This is a genomic window from Rhodoferax ferrireducens (assembly GCF_049302455.1).
GTDB classification, from domain to species: domain Bacteria; phylum Pseudomonadota; class Gammaproteobacteria; order Burkholderiales; family Burkholderiaceae_C; genus Rhodoferax; species Rhodoferax ferrireducens_B.
Genome location: NZ_JBAQMD010000045.1, coordinates 1 through 2,668, shown reverse-complemented (window position 1 = coordinate 2,668; position 2,668 = coordinate 1). Strand labels below are relative to the sequence as shown.

Annotated in this window: 6 protein-coding genes and 1 pseudogene; 5 read left to right on the top strand and 2 right to left on the bottom strand. The window is 56.8% G+C overall.

The genetic code is table 11. The annotated features are described in order from the left end of the window. Positions 1-6 precede the first annotated feature (6 nt). From WA157_RS08555 to WA157_RS08545, 3 genes are all read left to right on the top strand, one after another. Complete coding sequence (locus WA157_RS08555) at positions 7-126, top strand: CopG family antitoxin (protein WP_422620535.1); 120 nt, start codon at positions 7-9, stop codon at positions 124-126. 35 nt (positions 127-161) lie between these two features. Beyond that, a complete protein-coding gene (locus WA157_RS08550; protein WP_422620536.1) occupies positions 162-362 on the top strand; it encodes a hypothetical protein in 201 nt (66 codons plus the stop codon). Between the two features lie 345 nt (positions 363-707). Continuing rightward, positions 708-917 carry a DUF1059 domain-containing protein gene (locus WA157_RS08545; RefSeq protein ID WP_422620534.1) on the top strand — a complete coding sequence of 70 codons (210 nt, stop codon included), beginning with the start codon at positions 708-710 and terminating at the stop codon, positions 915-917. Positions 918-1,189: 272 nt separating this feature from the next. Here WA157_RS08545 and WA157_RS08540 read toward each other — a convergent pair. Beyond that, positions 1,190-1,320: pseudogene (locus WA157_RS08540) on the bottom strand (SWIB/MDM2 domain-containing protein); the annotation flags it as partial. A 240-nt stretch (positions 1,321-1,560) separates the two neighbouring features. On the opposite strand from WA157_RS08540, the gene WA157_RS08535 reads away from it, so the two are divergent. Further along, the gene (locus WA157_RS08535; protein ID WP_422620533.1) at positions 1,561-2,049 is read left to right on the top strand and encodes a DUF4143 domain-containing protein; all 489 of its coding nucleotides are present in this window, start codon (positions 1,561-1,563) and stop codon (positions 2,047-2,049) included. 220 nt (positions 2,050-2,269) lie between these two features. On the opposite strand, the gene WA157_RS08530 is transcribed toward WA157_RS08535, so the two are convergent. Further along, entirely contained in the window at positions 2,270-2,407 is a 138-nt protein-coding gene (locus WA157_RS08530) for an SWIB/MDM2 domain-containing protein (RefSeq protein ID WP_422620532.1), read from the bottom strand. 2 nt (positions 2,408-2,409) lie between these two features. On the opposite strand from WA157_RS08530, the gene WA157_RS08525 reads away from it, so the two are divergent. Beyond that, positions 2,410-2,668 (top strand): BrnA antitoxin family protein (locus tag WA157_RS08525; RefSeq protein WP_422620531.1); only part of this gene is annotated, 259 nt, incomplete at its 3' end.

Sequence of the window (2,668 nt, the reverse complement as noted above, 5' to 3'; positions counted from 1 at the left end):
AAGACGATTTCGCTTCGACTGCCTCAGCATTTGCTGGACTCCATCAAAGCAGCCGCAAATTCCCGGGATGTGCCATACCAATCATTGATCAAGATATGGCTGCAAGAGAAGCTGCATGTTCATTGATTGCTGCGCAATCTGCGTGACCTGGGCGCGCCCAAGTGGAGGACCTGGCGCGCTTTGCGGCAGAAGCGGGCCGCACCTCTTGCCGCTACGACGTGCGCACGCCTGAAGAATTTGCAGTGGGCCACTTGCCGGGCTTTCGCTATGCGCCCGGCGGCCAACTGGTGCAAGAGTCCGACGTGTCCGCACCCGTGCCGGAACCGCAGGGACCAATCGCTTGGGCACACCGGCACAGTTAGGACAGTGGTTGCAGCATGAACCCGCAGGCCACACGGCCGTGCCGGCCGCTGACTCTTGAAGACCGGCATTCGACCAGAGCGGACGGTTGCAAGCTGCGCTCGTTTCACTTTTCGATAACCTTCTCCTTCTGTTGTGTTCGCTTGCCTGGCACAAGAAGTCGAGATTGCTTTATAGACTCCAGAAACTCCTTGTTGTGGCCGATGAGGACTTGAAAACGAGGATTTTTTGACTATAAAAGAACACGGCAAACTTCGCATTTGTACTTCGATCGGGGTGGCACTATTTGGCAGTAGATGACACCCTGATCCGAGCCTTGCCTTCACTTGCTTGATGAGGAGGTTGAAATGACACGCAAATATGTTGATTGTCGGGAATTCCCGAGTGATATGAATTGCACAGTGGCGCTATCGGCCGATACGGACAAAGAGTTGCTGGAGGCGGCTGTGCAGCATGCTGTGTCAGTCCATCGGCATGAGGACACGCCGGAATTGCGCACACAGCTGCAGCAGTTATTCAAAGAAGGCACACCGCCTATCGTGGCTCCTCGCAAGTAGCGGGCCTTGCAGTGCAGCCGGTGAATGACACCAGTTATCGATCGGGGCATTCAGTGGTGATGCCGGTTACTTCGTAATTTTCCGTCCGGCAATAAACGGTAGAGCGCGGCTGAAGTTAGTCACCTGGGGCCGCAAGGCACACAGGAGGCAGTGGCTGAAGATCACCCGGCAAGCGGGACAGCGCGGCGCGTGCGAACCCCGGGCAACAAAGGGCTTGTCATGGCTCGCCAAGCTTGCCCTGCGCTGCTCGCGCAGGCGGGCGACCGCATGGCTCACGCCAGGTGTTTTCCGACAATGCCGGCCAGCTCGAACATCGTGACCTGCGGCTTGCCAACACGGCCAGCAGTTTGGCGTCGGCATTGATGTTGCGTTTGTTGGCGCCGTCCTGCAGATTGTTGGCCTCGCCGTTCCGGCGCTTCACGGCGTTCTCTGGCTGGCCCTAGCTGCGCCCAGGCGCACGCGGGCCACAAGGCAAGAGCGGCACCTGGCGCTAAAGTCATTCCAGATTTCACAGGCTTTGATTCCATAATTTACGTCACCAGATTCCAGATTTCTCGGTACGATTCGGCCCATGAATACGACCACGCTTTGCCCCGGCTCATCTAGGCCCGCCTCAAAGAGGTCCTGGCTGATACTCGGCCAGATGTGCAACTACACCCAACTCGGCAGCCAGGTGGGTCTGGACAGCAAAACCGCAGCGCGTTATGTGGGTGTATTCGAGCAGATGTATTTGCTCAAACGGGTGGATGTGTGGGCCAGGAACCATCTGAAACGGATGGTCAAAACACCCAAACTGCAGTTCATCGACTCCGGGCTGCTGGCGACCCTGATCGACCTCAATGCGGCTGAGATACAGCAAAACCGCAGCCGGTTCGGCCATGTGCTGGAGACGTTTGTGTACGGTGAGTTGCTTAAACACACCACCACCACCGCCGAGGGCGATTACCGGCTGCTCTACTACCGTGATCTGGACAAATTCGAGGTGGATGTGGTGATCGAAAACGCTGCCGGGCAACTGGTGGGCATCGAGGTCAAAGCCACCGCCAGCGTCAAGGAAAGCGATCTGCGTGGCCTGAAAAAACTGGCCAGCGTCGCGGGCGTTCAGTTCAAGATGGGGGGTGCTGCTGTATGACGGCCTAGAGACCTTGCCACTGGGTGATGGCCTGTGGGCTGTGCCCTTGTCTACTTTGTGGGGAAATGCGTGCTGACAGCGCGGTGCGGCCTTACCGCGCCGGTCAGGCGGACGAGCGGGCGCAGCGCGCGACTCCTATTTCGATCAACGTTTGCTCAGCGACGAATACGTTGTTCAAGAAATAGCGGCTGCGTGCTGTTGCCGCAGCAAACAGAACGCTTCAACCCAAATGCTTGCCCGCAATGCCCGCCAGTTCAAACATCGTGACCTGCGGCTCGCCGAACACGGCCAGCAGTTTGTCGTCGGCGTTGATGTTGCGTTTGTCAGCCAGAGACATGCATCGAAAGGAGCGAGCCATTTATGAACAAGCAACTTAAAGCCATTCCAAAATTTGCCAACGAAGCACAGGAGCGTGCGTTCTGGGAAGCGAATGATTCCACCGATTATCTCGACTGGTCGAAAGCCAACAAGGTGACCTTGCCAAACTTGAAGCCTACGACCAAGACGATTTCGCTTCGACTGCCTCAGCATTTGCTGGACTCCATCAAAGCAGCCGCAAATTCCCGGGATGTGCCATACCAATCATTGATCAAGATATGGCTGCAAGAGAAGCTGCATG

What these genes read in the sequence shown, in the direction of transcription:
- WA157_RS08545 (WP_422620534.1), top strand. Translation starts at nt 708, where the DNA reads ATGACACGCAAATATGTTGATTGTCGGGAATTCCCGAGTGATATGAAT.
- WA157_RS08535 (WP_422620533.1), top strand. Translation starts at nt 1,561, where the DNA reads ATGTGCAACTACACCCAACTCGGCAGCCAGGTGGGTCTGGACAGCAAA.
- WA157_RS08530 (WP_422620532.1), bottom strand. Translation starts at nt 2,407, where the DNA reads ATGGCTCGCTCCTTTCGATGCATGTCTCTGGCTGACAAACGCAACATC.